Source organism: Stappia indica (assembly GCF_020177335.1).
GTDB classification, from domain to species: Bacteria; Pseudomonadota; Alphaproteobacteria; order Rhizobiales; family Stappiaceae; genus Stappia; species Stappia indica_B.
Genome location: NZ_JAIVMG010000007.1, coordinates 91,615 through 105,991, shown reverse-complemented (window position 1 = coordinate 105,991; position 14,377 = coordinate 91,615). Strand labels below are relative to the sequence as shown.

The following is a 14,377-nucleotide window of genomic DNA, read 5'->3' as shown; positions in this document are numbered from 1 at the left end:
CCGTTCTCCGGGCGCGCACCGACGCATGTCACCGGGCCTGTTGTTCCTGAAAACACCGGCCCGATCCAGTTTTTTATTTGCCATTCTGCTTATGCCCGCAAGATATGGCGGGTTTATGGGCAGGCGACCCGATAGCGGCGGCCATAGCGATCGCGGGCAACGCAATTCTTCGGCGTGGTGGCCGATCCGATCATGGCGCCGCCGACACCGCCGATCACACCGCCGACAAGGGCGCCGCCCACATCGCCGGTTGCCGCCGCGCCGACGGCCGCGCCGGTGGCGGCGCCAAGCCCGCCGCCGACAAGGGTCCGATCCCGCTGGCTGTCCGACTGGCAGGCTGCAAGCAGCAGGGCTGCGGCTGAAACGAGAACAATCTTCACCATCATCGCCTCCAGAGGTTCATGCAAAAAGCCAGTCGTGTCTTGCGCGGCAGGTTACGGGCAGGCAACCCGGTAGCGGCGGCCATAGCGGTCGCGGGCAACGCAGTTCTTCGGCGTCGTCGCCGAACCGACCATGGCGCCACCGACACCGCCGATCACACCGCCGACAAGAGCGCCGCCCACATCACCGGTCGCCGCCGCGCCAATGGCCGCGCCGGTTGCCGCGCCAAGACCGCCGCCGACAAGGGTCCGGTCGCGCTGGCTGTCGGACTGGCAGGCCGCGAGGGTCAGGGCCGTTGCGGCCACAAGCAAAATTCTCAGCGTCATCGTCGTTTCCTGTTTCTGGGCCGTTTTCGTGCCGAGGCGTGCCCCGCAGCGCAGGCCCGTCCGAGCCTCATGACGTATTTCAGCACCAAATGCGGTGTCAGTCTAGGTGGCAGCCTGCGCGAAGCTGTGACGCAGATCATTGGAATGGCGAATTTTTCTCGGGTGTGACGGTCGAGTCAGGTCCCGGGAGTTGTGCTCTCTTCCCGTTTGGCCCGGCGAAGACGCCGCGCCAGCCCGAGGGTGGAGCTGTCGTGGTCCGGCTCCCCCGGTCCTGTCTCCGGCGTCTGGCCGGACAGCAGCGGCAGCAGGGCGCTGGCCAATTCCTTGCCCAGTTCCACGCCCCATTGGTCGAAGGAGTTGATGTTCCAGATCGTGCCTTCGACGAAGACCCGGTGTTCGTAGAGCGCGATCAGCCGTCCGAGCGCGTATGGGGTCGTCTTGTCATGGACGAGGGTGATCGAGGGGCGGTTGCCGGGAAACACCTTGTGCGGTGCGAGCTTTTCGACGACATCGGCGGGATGGCCCTCAGCCGTGAGCTGGCGCCGAGCTTCCACCAGATCGCGGCCGCGCAGGAGGGCTTCGGACTGGGCCAGGCAATTGGCGACCAGCAGCCGGTGATGGTGCGCAAGATCCGGTTCATGGCCTTCGGCTGCGACAATGAACTCGCACGGGATCACGTCGGTGCCCTGGTGAAGAAGCTGGAAGAAGGCGTGCTGGCCATTGGTGCCCGCCTCGCCCCAGACCAGCGGGCCGGTGGCCTCGGTCACCGCTGCGCCGTCGCGGGTGACGCGCTTGCCGTTCGATTCCATGTCGAGCTGTTGCAGATAGGCGGGCAGCCGGGCAAGCCGTTGATCGTAAGGAAGGATCGCGCGCGCGCCGTAGCCCAGCACATTGCGGTGCCAGACGCCGGCAAGGCCCAGCAGCAACGGCAGGTTGCGGGCCATCGGCGCTTGCTGGAAATGGCGATCCATGGCGTGGGCGCCACTGAGGAATGCTTCGAACCGTTCCGCGCCGATGGCGATCATCACCGGCAGGCCGATCGCCGACCAGACCGAGTAGCGTCCGCCGACCCAGTCCCAGAAACCGAACACGCGGGTCTTGTCGATGCCGAACTCGGCGACCCTGTCGAGCGCGGTCGAGACGGCGGCGAAATGGCTGCCGACCGCCTCCTCGCCGAGCGCCTTGGCGATCCAGCGGCGGGCGGTGGCCGCGTTGGTCATGGTTTCGGTGGTGGTGAAGGTCTTGGAGGCAATGATGAAAAGGGTGGTGGCCGGATCGAGTGGCTTCAACGTGTCGGCGATATGGGCGCCGTCCACGTTGGAGACAAAATGGAGGCGCGGGCCATCGGCGTAAGGGGCAAGGGCCATGGTGGCCATCGCCGGTCCAAGGTCCGAGCCGCCGATGCCGATGTTGACCACATCGGTGATGCGGGCGCCGCGATGGCCGGTCAGGCTGCCGCTGCGGAGTGCGGCGGAAAAGGCGCTCATCCGCGCCAGCGTCGTCAACACCTCCGGCATGACGTCGGTGCCGCCGAGATACATCGGCGCGCCGGACAGATTGCGCAGGGCGACATGCAGGGCGGCGCGGTCTTCTGTGGTGTTGACCGGAGCGCCCTGAAACATCGCCGCGCGCCGGGCCACGAGCTGGCAGCTGTCGGCCAGAGCGAAGAGCAGGCCGAGGGTCTCCTCGGTGATCAAGGTCTTGGAAAGGTCGAGGGTGAGGTCCTCAAGGGAGACGGAGAACCGCTCGAACCGGCGATCATCCGCGGAAAACAGGCCGCGCAGGCCGACGGGCTTCAGCGTTTCGGCATGATCGCGCAGGCGTTGCCAATGGTCCGCCGTCATCCCTGTTCTCCTTCCCCGTTTCACGAATTCTGGTGTCAGCGGCCGAGGGCCGCCGCCTGCCGCGCCCGTTGCTCGATCCCGTCCCAGTCGCCGGCGGAAATGGCGGAGGCCGGCGCGATCCAGGAGCCGCCGACGCAAGCGACATTGCCAAGCGCCAGATAGGCCGGGGCATTGGCCGGGGTGATGCCGCCGGTGGGGCAAAACCGGGCCGCAGGCAGGGGAGAGGCGAGCGCCTTCAACAGCGCCAGCCCGCCCACGCCCTCGGCCGGGAACAGCTTCAGCCGGGAATAGCCGGCCTCCAGCAGGCGCATCACCTCGGACGGGGTGGCGGCGCCGGGCAGCAGCGGCACGTCATGTCCGGCGGCGGCGGACATCAGCGCCTCGGTCGCCCCGGGGGCGACGGCGAAACGGGCGCCGGCTTTGGCGACCGCGTCATACTGGCGAGCGTCCAGCACGGTGCCGGCGCCGACGATGGCGCCTTCCACCTCGGCGGCGACCGCGCGGATCGCCTCCAGCGCCGCTTGCGTGCGCAAGGTGATCTCGATGGCCGGCAGGCCGCCGCGCACCAGCGCCTGCGCCATCGGTATGGCCTTTACCGGATCCTCGACGACGAGGACGGGGATAACCGGGCTTGCGGTCATCACCGCGTCGATCCGCTGGGTGTCTTGTGTCATGGCCTCTCCGGCGGTCTGGGCAAGGGCCGCCCGCAAGGGGGCGGGCATGCGTTTGGCCCGTTTCTAGCGCTTCGTCCTTTAAAACTTCGCTTCCGATGCGTGCAATTTTGACAATTTCAATCGCAATCGCGTCAAATTTTGCCGAAATTCGGGCCAAACACATGGGCGCCCTCATCGGCCGGGCTGGCGGCGGCGCGGAAGGCGGCGAAGAGGTCGCGGCCGACGCCGACCGTGTTGCCGGCAAGCTCGGCGGTCGCCACCGGTCGGGCGGCGAAGGTGTCCGGATCGACCAGCACCTCCAGCCGTCCCGCCTCGGCGTCGACGCGGATGATATCCCCGTCGCACAGCCGGGCGATGGGGCCGCCGTCGACCGCCTCGGGGGTGACATGGATCGCCGCCGGCACCTTGCCGGAGGCACCGGACATGCGCCCGTCGGTGACAAGCGCCACCTTCAGCCCCTGATCCTGCAGCACGCCAAGGGCCGGAGTGAGCTTGTGCAATTCGGGCATGCCACAGGCCTTCGGCCCCTGGAAGCGGACGACGGCGACCACGTCGCCGGTCAGCTCGCCGGCCTTGAAGGCGGCAAGAAGATCGTCCTGCGAGGCGAAGATCCGTGCCGGCGCCTCGATCACCCGGCGGTCGGGCCGGACCGCCGAGACCTTGATAACGGCCCGGCCGAGCGAGCCGGACAGGACCGTCAGGCCGCCGTTTTCCTGAAACGGCTGGGCAGCACTGGTCAGCACCTTGGGATCGCCGCTTTCCGCCGGCGCCGGCTCGCGGAGTACGGTGCCGTCCTCGGCAAGGCAGGCCTCCACCGTGTAGCCGTCAAGACCGGTGCCGTTGACGGTGCGCACGTCCTCGTGCAGCAACCCGGCGGACAACAGCTCGCGAATGAGCAGCCCCATGCCGCCGGCGGCCTGGAAATGGTTCACGTCGGCAAGGCCGTTGGGGTAGATCCGCGCCAGCAGCGGCACGGCGGCGGAGAGGTCTGAAATATCGTCCCAAGTCAGGTGGATGCCGGCGGCGCGGGCCATGGCCACCAGATGCAGGGTGTGGTTGGTGGAGCCGCCGGTGGCATGCAGGCCGACGACGCCATTGACGATGGCCCGCTCGTCGATCACTTCGCCGACCGGGGTGTAGGCGTTGCCAAGGGCGGTGAGGGCCAGGGCGCGCTGGGCGGCCTCGCGGGTCAGCGCATCGCGCAAGGGCGTGTTCGGGTTGACGAAGCTGGCGCCCGGCAGGTGCAGGCCCATGATTTCCATCAGCATCTGGTTGGAATTGGCGGTGCCGTAGAAGGTGCAGGTGCCGGGCGAATGGTAGGACTTGCTTTCCGCCTCCAGCAGCTCGGCGCGGCCGATCTTGCCTTGAGCGTAGAGCTGGCGGGTCTGGGCCTTCTCGTCATTGGGCAGGCCCGAGGGCATCGGCCCGGCCGGGATGAAGACGCAAGGCAGGTGGCCGAAGGAGAGGGCGGCAATCACAAGGCCCGGCACGATCTTGTCACAGATGCCGAGGAACACGGCGGCATCGAACATCTGATGCGACAGGCCGACGGCGGCGCTCATGGCGATTACGTCGCGGGAAAACAGCGACAGCTCCATGCCGGCCTGACCTTGCGTGACGCCGTCGCACATGGCCGGGACGCCGGCGGCGACCTGGGCAACCGCGCCGGCCTCGCGCGCCGCCGCGCGGATCAGCTCGGGGAACCGCTCGTAAGGCTGGTGCGCCGACAGCATGTCGTTATAGGCGGTGACGATGGCCAGATTGGGCACCACATCGCCGGAGAGGCGGTCCTTGTCGGTCAGGCCGCAGGCGGCAAAGCCATGGGCGAGATTGCCGCAGGACAGCACCGAGCGCCTGGGGCCGGCCTCGCCGGCGGCGCGGATGCGGTCGAGATAGCGCGCCCGGCTGTCGCGGCTGCGCTGGCGGATGCGGTCGGTGACCTCGCCGATGGTTGCCTGAACGCTCATCTGCCGTTCGTCCTTCCGTCTGTCTTCTGCCCATCCGGTCGCGGTGCCGTCGGGCCTCTGTCAGGGCGCCGCCCCCGGTGGGACGTCGCCTTCAATTAAATCGATTTAAATTCGCTGCCAACCCCAACCCGAATACCCTTCCGGGCCACCTCGGGGGAGGGAGGTCAGATCAGGTCTTCGAACCAGGTGCGGCCGTCACGCTCGATCAGGGCGATGGCGGCGGACGGCCCCCAGGTGCCGGAGGTGTAGCCCTTCGGCGGCTCGCGCAAGTGTGCCCAGGCCTCCAGGATCGGGTCGACCCAGGCCCAGGCCGCTTCCACCTCGTCGCGGCGCATGAACAAGGTCTGGTTGCCGCGGATCACATCCATCAAGAGCCGTTCATAGGCGTCCGGGTTGCGCACCCGGAAGGCCTCGGCGAAGGACATGTCGAGCGGCACCTGGCGCAGGCGCATGCCGCCGGGGCCGGGGTCCTTGATCATGATCTGCATGCGCACGCCCTCGTCCGGCTGCAGGCGGATCACCAGCCGGTTGGAGGAGATCGATCCGGCCTCCTCCTCGAAGATCGAATGGGGGATCGGCCGGAACTGGACCACGATCTCCGACACCCGGTCGGCGAGCCGTTTGCCGGTGCGCAGGTAGAAGGGCACGTTGGCCCAGCGCCAGTTGGCGATTTCCGCCTTCAGCGCGACAAAGGTTTCGGTCTGCGAGCTCGGATCGTCCAGTTCTTCCAGGTAGCCCGGCACCGCGCCGCCGGCCGACGCGCCGGCCCGGTACTGGCCGCGCACGGTGGCGCGCTCCACCATGGCCGGGTCCATGGGTTTGAGCGCTTTCAGGACCTTGAGCTTTTCATCGCGGACGGAATCGGCGTCCATGGATTCCGGCGGCTCCATCGCCACCAGGCAGAGCAGTTGCAGGATGTGGTTCTGGAGCATGTCGCGCATGGCCCCGGCGGTGTCGTAGTAGCCGGCCCGGCCTTCCACCCCCAGCGCCTCGGCAACGGTGATCTGCACATGGTCGATATGCGCCGCGTTCCACAGAGGTTCGAACAGCGCATTGGCAAAGCGCAGCGCCATCAGGTTTTGCACCGTCTCCTTGCCGAGATAATGGTCGATGCGGAAGATCTGGTCCTCGCGGAACACCGCGCCGATGGCCGCGTTGAGCGACCGGGCCGACTGGCCATCCTTGCCGATCGGTTTTTCGATGACGATGCGGGCCGCGTCGCTGGCCAGCCCATGCCGGCCGATGCGCTCGCAGATCGCACCGAAGAAATCGGGCGAGACGGCGAGATAAAAGGCGCGGATCACCTCGGGCCGATCTTCAAGCGCGGCGGCGAGGTCCTCCCAGCCGCGCTCGCCGGTCGCGTCGACGGCCAGATAGCTCAGGCGCTCCAGAAAGCGGGACAGCGCCGGTTCCTCGATATCGCTTACGTGCTCGCGCACCGCCTCGGCCGCCTTGGCGCGGTACTCCGCATCGCTCATGTCGCGGCGCGAGCAGGCGAGAATGCGGGCGTCCTCAGGCAACTGGCCGTCGAGGTCGCGGTGATAGAGTGCCGGCAGCAGCTTGCGGTAGGCAAGATCGCCGGTGGCACCGAAAACGACAAGATCGAACGGATCGACTTCAATGACACGGACAGCCATCAGGGGCCTCTTGTTGCGGAGACGGGAAGGGGGGCGGGGTGGCAGGCGTTGGCAAGCTCCGCGTGCCGGGGCAGGTCGGCCCCGCGCCGGGTGCAGGTGAGGGCAGCGGCGCCGGCGGCAAAGTGCAACAGGTCGCCGAGGTCCCCGGCCTCGAGCCGGGCAAGAGCTGCGGCGGAAAGCTGGCCGCGTTCGGCAAGCCGGGCAAGCATCGCCGCCTGGAAACTGTCGCCGGCGCCGACGCTGTCGACCACCGCGACCGGGTGTCCGGGGATTGCGACATGGGCGGTGCGGGTGAAGGCCTCCGCGCCATCCGGCCCATGGGTGACGACCACGAGCGACGGTCCCTTGCCGAGCCAGGCGGCGGCAAGCGCGGCGGCGTCCTGATCCGGGTAGAGCGTGGCAAGGTCCTCACCGCTGATCTTCAGAAGATCCACATGCGGCAGCAGCGCACCCAGCCGCGCCCGCCAGGCGGCCAGATCGGCGACCACGGTCGGGCGGATGTTCGGATCATAGGCGATCATCCGGCGGCCATGCTCGCGGGCGACGAGGGCGGCGAGGCTGTCGCCGACCGGCGGCACCAGCATGGCGAAGGAGCCGATATGGATGCAGGCGATCTCCGGCGGCAGGTCGGGCAGATCCTCCGGCCGTACCTGCCGGTCGGCGGCGCCGTCTCCGTGGAAGGTGTATTCGGGGCTGCCCGTGGCATTGAGGCCGACAATGCTCAAGGTGGTGGGCGCGTCCGTGGCCAACACATGGTCGAGCCGGACGCCCTCGGCGGCAAGCGTCGTCCGCAGCCGGCGGCCGAACAGGTCGCCGGAGATCGCGCCGAAGTAGGAGACCGGGGCGTTGAGCCGGGCAAGGCCGATGGCGACATTGACCGGCGATCCGCCGATGCGGGCATCGAGGGTCAGGCGGTCGCCGTCTTCCTCGGCGAAGAGGTCGAACAGCGCCTCGCCGCAGACAAGTATCATGGCAAGTGGTCCTTCAGGCGCCGTCCCGGCCGGGACGGCGGCGGATGTCAGGCAGCGGCATCGGCCTCCGGCGGGTCCATCGCCCCGGTCATGATCGCCACCGCGTCGGACATGGAATAGGCCTTGGGATCGATGACGGCAATGCGACGGCCCAGCCGGTGGATGTGAATGCGGTCCGCCACTTCGAAGACATGGGGCATGTTGTGGGAAATCAGCACGATGGGCAGGCCGCGCTGGCGCACGTCCTTGATCAGCTCCAGCACCCGGCGGCTTTCCTTGACCCCGAGGGCGGCGGTCGGCTCGTCCATGATCACCACCTTGGAACCGAAGGCGGCGGCACGGGCGACGGCCACGCCCTGACGCTGACCGCCGGACAGGGTTTCCACCGCCTGATTGATGTTCTGGATGGTCATCAGCCCAAGCTCGGTGAGCTTTTCGCGGGCGATCCGCTCCATCGCCTTGCGGTCGAGCTTGCGCAGGTAGCGGCCGAGGAAGCCGGGGGCGCGAAGCTCCCGGCCCATGAACATGTTGTCGGCGATCGACAGGGCCGGCGACAGGGCGAGATTCTGGTAGACGGTCTCGATGCCGGCGGCCCGGGCCTGCATCGGCGCGGTGAAATGCACCGGCGCGCCATCGAGGCGGATCTCACCTTCGTCCGGGGTGACGGCGCCGGACAGCGCCTTGATCAGGGTCGACTTGCCGGCACCATTGTCGCCGATCACCGCCAGCACCTCGCCGGGGTAGAGGTCGAAGTCGGCCCGGTCGAGGGCGACGACCCGGCCGTAGCGCTTGACGAGACCGCGGGCGGTCAGGATGGGGGAGCGGGTCATGCGGCCACCTTTCTGATCCACTGGTCGATGGCGACGGCCGAGATGATCAGCACGCCGATGAGCAGGTAGGTCCATTGCGGGTCGGTGCCGATCAGCCGGAGGCCGAGCGAGAAGACGCCGACGATGAGGGCGCCGAACAGCATGCCCAGCACCGAGCCGCGCCCGCCGAACAGCGAGATGCCGCCGATCACCACGGCGGTGATGGATTCAATGTTGGTGAACTGGCCGGTGGTCGGCGAGACCGAGCCGAGCCGGCCGATCATCGCCCAGCCGGCCAGGGCGCAGATCAGCCCGGCGAGGGTGTAGACCGAGATGCGGATGCGGGCGACGCGCACCCCGGCCAGTTCCGCCGCGTCCGGGTCGTCGCCGATGGCATAGACATGCCGGCCCCAGGCGGTGTGGTTGAGCACGTAGTTCAGCACCAGCACCAGGACGAACAGGGCGATCACCCCATAGGTGAAGACCGCGCCCTGAATGTTGATCTTCTCACCGAAGAACTGCAGCAGCGCCGCCTCGCGGGCGATGTCCTGGCTGCGGATGGTCTCGTTGGCGGAATAAAGGAAGTTCGACGCCAGCACGATCTGCCACATGCCAAGGGTGACGATGAACGGGGGCAGGCGCATGAAGGCGATCAGCGCGCCGTTGATGAAGCCGCAAAGGGCGCCGCAGGCGAGGCCGCAAAGGACGGCGAGTTCCACCGGCAGGCCATAGCGGAAGGTGAACTGGCCCATCACCACCGAGGACAGCACCATGATGGCGCCGACCGACAGATCGATGCCGGCGGTGAGGATCACCAGCGACTGGGCGCAGCCGACGATACCGACAATGGCCACCTGCTGCAGGATCAGGGTAAGGGTGAAGGGCGAGAAGAACTTCGCGCCGAGAAGGACGCCGAACACCGCGACCGACAGCACGAGGACGATCAGCGGCACCAGTTCCGGATTGGCATGCAGCCGGTGCTGGATCCGGTCGAGCGTCGAGTGCTTGTGACTGTCGAAGCGGGCGGGCGCGTCCGCGCTGGCGCGCAGGCCCTGTTCGAAGTCCCGGGCATTGCCCGTCTCAAGGTCACTCATGGGTCTCCTCCCCGAAAGGCAGCGCCCGCCGGCCGGGCGGGTGGTGGATCGGTCCGCCGACGGGCAGGGGGCTGTCCGTCGGCGGATGGGTCAAAGGTGCGCCAGAGGGTTCAGCCCCAGCACTTGTCGAGCCCTTCCTTCGTGTCGATCGAGGGCACGCCCTCCGCCGGCTTGTCGGTCACAAGGGCGACGCCGGTATCGAAGAAGGCCTTGCCCTCGGTCGGGGCCGGCTTCACGCCGTTGTCCGCATAGGTCTTGATCGCCTCGATGCCGAGGGCGGCCATCAGCAGCGGGTATTGCTGCGAGGTGGCGCCGATGACCCCTTCGGCGACATTGCGCACGCCCGGGCAGCCGCCATCGACGGAGACGATCAGGACGTCGTTTTCCCGTCCCACCGCCTTCAGCGCCTCATAGGCACCGGCGGCGGCCGGTTCGTTGATGGTGTAGACCACGTTGATGGTGGGATCCTTGGTCAGAAGGTTCTCCATCGCCGTGCGGCCGCCTTCCTCGTTGCCGGCGGTCACGTCATGGCCGACGATCCGGGCATCCTCCTCATCGCCCCATTTGGCCGGGTCCTTCACGTCGATGCCGAAGCCGGTCATGAAGCCCTGATCGCGCAACACGCCGACCGAAGGCTGGCTGACCGCGAGGTCAAGCAGGGCGATGCGGGCGTCCTTGGCGGCTTCGCCAAGGGTGGCGGCGGCCCATTGGCCGATCAGCTCGCCGGCCTTGAAATTGTCGGTGGCGAAGGTTGCGTCGGCGGCGGTGATCGGCTCCAGCGGCGTATCGAGGGCGATCACCAGAATGCCGGCGTCGCGGGCCTGGGTCACCGCCTCGACGATGGCCTTGGTGTCGGAGGCGGTGATGAGGACGCCCTTTGCGCCGTCGGCGATGCAGGTCTCGATCGCCGCCACCTGGGAATCGTGATCGCCGTCGATCCGGCCGGCATAGGACTTGAGCGTGATGCCCAGTTCCTCCGCCTTGGCGGTGGCGCCCTCCTTCATCTTGACGAAGAACGGGTTGGTGTCGGTCTTGGTGATCAGGCAGGCCGAGGTCTCGGCGGCCATGGCCGGCAGGGCCGAAAGGGTGCCGAGCAGGGTTCCGGCGAGCATCAGATTGCGAAGCATGTCAGGTCTCCTCCCATTGGTCGCTAGCGACCGCTTCAAGATCCGGCTGCGTGGTCCTCCCTCAGCCGGGTGCGATCCGGGCTCCCCCTCGGCGCGCCCGCTTCCTGCGGTGTCACGCCGGGATGGCCCGGGCTTGCCTCGGCGCCGGTCAGGATCGCGGCGCGCGGGGAATAGTTGACGAACATCGGCAGGCAGGCGGCGCCGATGGCACCGGCATCGCGGCCGAAGGAGCCGCGCGCGACCCGGGGGGCGACACGGGCTTCGGGCGCGGCGGCCGCCAAGGCTTCGGCAAGGCCGGAGACGATCCGATCGGCGAGGCCGCCGTCGATGTCGAAGTCGATGACCACAAGCGGGATATCGAGAAGGGCGGTGGCGGCCGAAACCGCCGGGGCCAGCGCGGCGATGCAATCGGCCAGCCACTCTTCCGCCGCCGGATGGCGCGCCGCGACGATCCGCTCCAGCTCGTCGCGGGACTGGGCGGTGACGCCGCAATGGGTGAGATGGCGGCGCAGCGCCGCCAGCGAGGCACGGGTCAGCAGGATGTCGAGCGGCTTGCCGGGGCGCGGCGCGGAGGCGAGCGTGCTCGGCGGCACCGGCATCATCGCCACATCGGCGGCATTGCCCGTGACGCCCTTCTGGCAATCGCCGCCCATGACGAGGCCGCCGCCGATGGCCGGTCCGAGGAAGAGATAGAGGAAGTCATCGGCGCTCCGTCCGGCGCCGGAGAACAGTTCGGCGATGGTCGCCGCCGTGCCGTCGTTTTCGACGAACACGGGGAAGTCGGTTGCCGCCTCCAGCAGGGCCCGCACATCGACCGCGTCCCACAGATGAAAGACGCCGGCGGGCAGGCCCAGCTCATGCAGCCAGGCGCCGAGGTTGAACGGCATGGCGACGCCGATGCCGGCGATGCGTGCCCGCTCCTGCGGCGGCACCAGCGGCAACAGCGCGTCGATGTCGCGGCGCACCAGCTCGACGGCCATCTCCGGTTCCGGCAGCAGCATGTCATGGCTGCGCCGGCCGATGATGGCACCGGAAAAATCGGCGAGCACGGTTTCGATCGCGGTGCGGTCGAGGCGGACGCCGAAGCCGTAGGCGCCGGTCGGCGAGAGGGTGAGCATGGTCGCCGGCTGGCCGCGCCCGCCATGGCGGCGCTTGCCGAGGGAGGTGATCAGCCCGGCGGCGGTGAGATCCTGGATGATGGCGCCGATGGCGGCGTTGGTCAGCTGGGCCAGCCGGGCGAGATCGGCCTTGGAGGCGCTGCCGACCCGGCGCAGCGCCTGCAACACGATGCGGGCGTTGTAGCGGCGAAGCTGGACCGAGTTCGACCCTTGTCCGACCAGCGGGCGTCTTGCCATCCGGGCGCTCTCCCTGCCGCCGAAGCCTTCTCCGGCGGATGCCGGCGGGCTGCAATTGCCCGCGCGTTATTAATTTCAGGTGATTAAAATAATGCGCCACACGCGACCGGAGTCAACCGCTTTCGTTGCTGCGGCGCAATGTGAGGCGCAGGCTGGTCGACGGGTTGCGCCAGGTCTTAAAACGCGCTCAACTTTCACGAGATTCAGGGCAAGGCTCGGACGGGCCCACAGCGGCGAACAGGTCAGGAGAGACAGCGGATGCAGCGTATTCCTCATGATGGGGCCTTTCTCGAACGAGCGATTGCCGCCGGCCGGGGCGAGGTGCCGGCGGATCTGGTGATCCGCGATGCGCGGCTGTTCTCGGTGATCGACGGCTCGGTGAGCGAGACCGATATCGCCATCGTCGGCGACCGGATCGTCGGCACCCAGCAGCGCTACAGCGGCACGCGCGAGGTGGATGCGGGCGGGCGCCATGTGGTGCCGGGCTTCATCGACACGCATCTGCATGTGGAATCCTCGCTGGTCACGCCGCTGGAATTCGACCGTTGCGTGCTGCCGCATGGGGTGACCACGGCGATCTGCGATCCGCATGAGATCGCCAATGTGCTGGGCGCGGAGGGGATCGGCTATTTCCTGCAAGCCTCCGAGCACACGGTGATGGACCTTCGGGTCAATCTCTCCTCCTGCGTGCCGGCCACCGCCTTCGAGACCGCCGGCGCCCGCCTGGAAATCGAGGACCTGCTGCCGATGCGCGATCACCCGGCGGTGATCGGCCTGGCGGAATTCATGAACTTCCCCGGCGTTCTCGCCCGCGACCCGGCGGTGATCGCCAAGCTCGCCGCCTTTCAGGACGGGCATATCGACGGCCATGCGCCGATGCTGTCCGGCGCCGATCTCAACGGCTATCTGGCCGCGCGGATCCGCACCGATCACGAGGCGACCACGGCGGCGGAAGCGCGGGAGAAGCTGGCCAAGGGCATGACGATCCTGATCCGTGAAGGGTCGGTGTCCAAGGATCTGGACGCGCTGGCGGAAATCCTGACGGCGGAAACCGCCTCCTTTGTCTGCCTGTGCACCGACGACCGCAATCCGCTCGATATCGCCGAGGAGGGGCATCTGGACAGCATGATCCGCCGGCTGATCGCCGGCGGCGCCCGGCCGGTTGATGCCTATCGGGCGGCAAGCTGGTCGGGGGCGAATGCCTTCGGCCTGCGCGACCGGGGGCTGGTGGCGCCGGGCTGGCGCGCCGACCTGGTGCTGCTCGACGATCTCGCCGATTGCCGGGTGCATCAGGTGATCGCCGGGGGGCGGCTGGCCGATGCGGCCGCTTTCGCCGCGCGCGGCGATGTGGCGCCGGTCGGGCTCGACAGTGTGCATGTGCGGACCATCACGGCGGAGGATTTTCGCATTCCCGCCAAGGGCGCCAACGAGCAGCCGGTGATCGGCGTGGTGCCGGGCCGGATCATCACCGAGCATCTGACCCGCTCGCTGCCGGTCTCCGGCGGCGAGACCCGGGCGGATCCGGCGCAGGATGTGGTCAAGGTCGCGGTGGTGGAACGGCACGGGCGCGGCGGCAACATCGGTCGGGGCTTCGTGTCCGGCTTCGGCCTGAAGAGCGGGGCGATTGCCTCCTCTGTCGGCCATGACAGCCACAACATCTGCGTGGTCGGCGCCGACGACCGGTCGATGGCAACCGCAGTCAACCGGATCGCCGCGCTGAAAGGCGGTTTCGTCGTCGCCGATGGGGACCGGGTGCTGGCGGAGCTGGCGCTGCCGCTTGCCGGCCTGATGAGCCTGGAGCCGTTCGAGACGGTGCGCGGCGCGCTGGAAGCCTTGCGCGCGGCAGCGCGGGAGCTCGGCTGCACCTTGCCGGAGCCGTTCCTGCAGGTGGCCTTTCTGCCGCTGCCGGTGATCCCCCATCTGAAGATCACCGACATGGGGCTGTTCGACGTGGATCGGTTCGCGCTGGTCGGGTGAGCCGCGCCCCGACCTCGCCATGGCCGGGCGGCGCAATTTGCATTGGTGCAACCGGTGTGCAGGCGTATCCTTGCGGTGTCCTTGCCGGGTACGCAGGGTTTTCCGTTGACGTAAACGGAAGCATTCGGCATGGTGCGCCCCCAGATGGCCGGGTGCATCCTGTCGTTGCAAGGATGTTCAGGTGATCGGAACCGCCGCAAGGGGGGCGGCGGGGA

The 14,377-nt window shown here is 68.2% G+C and carries 12 protein-coding genes; 1 reads left to right on the top strand and 11 read right to left on the bottom strand.

What is annotated here, in order from left to right:
• Nucleotides 1–113: 113 nt before the first annotated feature.
• From LC062_RS11165 to LC062_RS11115, 11 genes are all read right to left on the bottom strand, one after another.
• Entirely contained in the window at nucleotides 114–383 is a 270-nt protein-coding gene (locus tag LC062_RS11165; RefSeq protein WP_224911116.1) for a glycine zipper domain-containing protein, read from the bottom strand.
• Nucleotides 384–434: 51 nt separating this feature from the next.
• Nucleotides 435–707 (bottom strand): glycine zipper domain-containing protein, encoded by a 273-nt coding sequence (locus LC062_RS11160; protein ID WP_224911115.1) that lies wholly within the window; start codon nucleotides 705–707, stop codon nucleotides 435–437.
• Nucleotides 708–883: 176 nt separating this feature from the next.
• Complete coding sequence (gene pgi / locus LC062_RS11155) at nucleotides 884–2,551, bottom strand: glucose-6-phosphate isomerase (RefSeq protein ID WP_224911114.1); 1,668 nt, start codon at nucleotides 2,549–2,551, stop codon at nucleotides 884–886.
• 35 nt (nucleotides 2,552–2,586) lie between these two features.
• A complete protein-coding gene (gene eda / locus LC062_RS11150) occupies nucleotides 2,587–3,225 on the bottom strand; it encodes a bifunctional 4-hydroxy-2-oxoglutarate aldolase/2-dehydro-3-deoxy-phosphogluconate aldolase (RefSeq protein ID WP_224911113.1) in 639 nt (212 codons plus the stop codon).
• A 131-nt stretch (nucleotides 3,226–3,356) separates the two neighbouring features.
• Nucleotides 3,357–5,192 carry a phosphogluconate dehydratase gene (edd, locus tag LC062_RS11145; protein ID WP_224911112.1) on the bottom strand — a complete coding sequence of 612 codons (1,836 nt, stop codon included), beginning with the start codon at nucleotides 5,190–5,192 and terminating at the stop codon, nucleotides 3,357–3,359.
• 164 nt (nucleotides 5,193–5,356) lie between these two features.
• Nucleotides 5,357–6,829 (bottom strand): glucose-6-phosphate dehydrogenase, encoded by a 1,473-nt coding sequence (gene zwf, locus LC062_RS11140; protein ID WP_224911111.1) that lies wholly within the window; start codon nucleotides 6,827–6,829, stop codon nucleotides 5,357–5,359.
• The gene (locus tag LC062_RS11135; RefSeq protein WP_224911110.1) at nucleotides 6,829–7,800 is read right to left on the bottom strand and encodes a carbohydrate kinase family protein; all 972 of its coding nucleotides are present in this window, start codon (nucleotides 7,798–7,800) and stop codon (nucleotides 6,829–6,831) included. Before LC062_RS11135 ends, zwf begins: the two co-directional genes overlap by 1 nt.
• Nucleotides 7,801–7,847: 47 nt before the next feature.
• A complete protein-coding gene (locus LC062_RS11130) occupies nucleotides 7,848–8,630 on the bottom strand; it encodes an ATP-binding cassette domain-containing protein (protein ID WP_224911109.1) in 783 nt (260 codons plus the stop codon).
• Nucleotides 8,627–9,703: an ABC transporter permease gene (locus LC062_RS11125; RefSeq protein ID WP_224911108.1), complete on the bottom strand. Its 1,077-nt coding sequence runs from the start codon at nucleotides 9,701–9,703 to the stop codon at nucleotides 8,627–8,629. The genes LC062_RS11130 and LC062_RS11125 overlap by 4 nt, the downstream gene beginning before the upstream one ends.
• A 110-nt stretch (nucleotides 9,704–9,813) precedes the next feature.
• Nucleotides 9,814–10,830, bottom strand: coding sequence for a sugar ABC transporter substrate-binding protein (locus tag LC062_RS11120; protein WP_224911107.1), 1,017 nt, complete (start codon nucleotides 10,828–10,830; stop codon nucleotides 9,814–9,816).
• A 35-nt stretch (nucleotides 10,831–10,865) separates the two neighbouring features.
• Nucleotides 10,866–12,185, bottom strand: coding sequence for an ROK family protein (locus LC062_RS11115; RefSeq protein WP_224911106.1), 1,320 nt, complete (start codon nucleotides 12,183–12,185; stop codon nucleotides 10,866–10,868).
• A gap of 258 nt (nucleotides 12,186–12,443) precedes the next feature.
• Here LC062_RS11115 and ade point away from each other — a divergent pair, with 258 nt between their 5' ends.
• Entirely contained in the window at nucleotides 12,444–14,162 is a 1,719-nt protein-coding gene (gene ade, locus LC062_RS11110; protein ID WP_224911105.1) for an adenine deaminase, read from the top strand.
• The last annotated feature ends 215 nt before the right edge of the window (nucleotides 14,163–14,377 follow it).

Excerpts from the sequence above, each read along its gene's own strand:
- LC062_RS11165 (WP_224911116.1), bottom strand. The coding sequence starts at position 383 with ATGGTGAAGATTGTTCTCGTTTCAGCCGCAGCCCTGCTGCTTGCAGCC.
- LC062_RS11160 (WP_224911115.1), bottom strand. The coding sequence starts at position 707 with ATGACGCTGAGAATTTTGCTTGTGGCCGCAACGGCCCTGACCCTCGCG.
- pgi (WP_224911114.1), bottom strand. The coding sequence starts at position 2,551 with ATGACGGCGGACCATTGGCAACGCCTGCGCGATCATGCCGAAACGCTG.
- eda (WP_224911113.1), bottom strand. The coding sequence starts at position 3,225 with ATGACACAAGACACCCAGCGGATCGACGCGGTGATGACCGCAAGCCCG.
- edd (WP_224911112.1), bottom strand. The coding sequence starts at position 5,192 with ATGAGCGTTCAGGCAACCATCGGCGAGGTCACCGACCGCATCCGCCAG.
- zwf (WP_224911111.1), bottom strand. The coding sequence starts at position 6,829 with ATGGCTGTCCGTGTCATTGAAGTCGATCCGTTCGATCTTGTCGTTTTC.
- LC062_RS11135 (WP_224911110.1), bottom strand. The coding sequence starts at position 7,800 with ATGATACTTGTCTGCGGCGAGGCGCTGTTCGACCTCTTCGCCGAGGAA.
- LC062_RS11130 (WP_224911109.1), bottom strand. The coding sequence starts at position 8,630 with ATGACCCGCTCCCCCATCCTGACCGCCCGCGGTCTCGTCAAGCGCTAC.
- LC062_RS11125 (WP_224911108.1), bottom strand. The coding sequence starts at position 9,703 with ATGAGTGACCTTGAGACGGGCAATGCCCGGGACTTCGAACAGGGCCTG.
- LC062_RS11120 (WP_224911107.1), bottom strand. The coding sequence starts at position 10,830 with ATGCTTCGCAATCTGATGCTCGCCGGAACCCTGCTCGGCACCCTTTCG.
- LC062_RS11115 (WP_224911106.1), bottom strand. The coding sequence starts at position 12,185 with ATGGCAAGACGCCCGCTGGTCGGACAAGGGTCGAACTCGGTCCAGCTT.
- ade (WP_224911105.1), top strand. The coding sequence starts at position 12,444 with ATGCAGCGTATTCCTCATGATGGGGCCTTTCTCGAACGAGCGATTGCC.